Genomic DNA, 648 nt, shown 5'->3' with positions numbered 1-648 from the left:
AATAGAAAACACAACATTAGAAGTAGAACATGTCAATACGCCGGAGTTGCTAACGCCCTACACGTTCCCGCCATCGACTACTCCGTTCAGCTCAGTGTCATTCACAACTAAGGTCGACACCGACCCTGGGCCGACAGCGAAGATCCGCTGGTCCCATTCCTTTAGTTTCGCCGACAAGGGCCCCATCGGGAGTCCGGGCCATACCTATAACGTTTCGGGCGTTGCCCATACCGGGATGGAGGCCAACGGCAACAAGCGTTCGTTCTTCTTCACGGCCTGGGATTCGAACGAGGCCATGGCCGGCGCACCGGGAAGCTCCTGCGCTCCGCTCGAGCCAGATCCGTCCGACAGAGAGGCGACGGGGATGACTTGCCGGATGGCGGTTGATTGGGTCGCGGGTCATACCTATCGTTCCGATGTGAAGCATGAGGGTGACCGCTGGTTCAGTGTCACCGTGACCGACGAGGTCACCAGCGAATCCTTCGATCTGGGAAGAATCCGAGCAAGGGATACAAAGGCCGATGCGATTTCGCCTCACGGTATGAGCGACGTCACTACCTACCTCGAGGGAACGTGTGATAGTCATCCGCAGTCGAGCGTGACGTTCAACCGGCCTCTCGGCTCGTCGGACGGAGGCGCTTCCGTACC

Annotated in this window: 1 protein-coding gene; it reads left to right on the top strand. The window is 58.5% G+C overall.

Annotation, left to right across the window (positions count from 1 at the left end; all coding sequences use genetic code 11):
- A partial coding sequence (locus ACFQB0_RS15395; RefSeq protein ID WP_386733317.1) for a hypothetical protein occupies positions 1 to 648 on the top strand: 648 nt, incomplete at both ends.

The organism is Luethyella okanaganae, from assembly GCF_042660285.1.
Classification (GTDB): domain Bacteria; phylum Actinomycetota; class Actinomycetes; order Actinomycetales; family Microbacteriaceae; genus Luethyella; species Luethyella okanaganae.
This window is presented reverse-complemented; position numbering and strand designations above follow the sequence as displayed.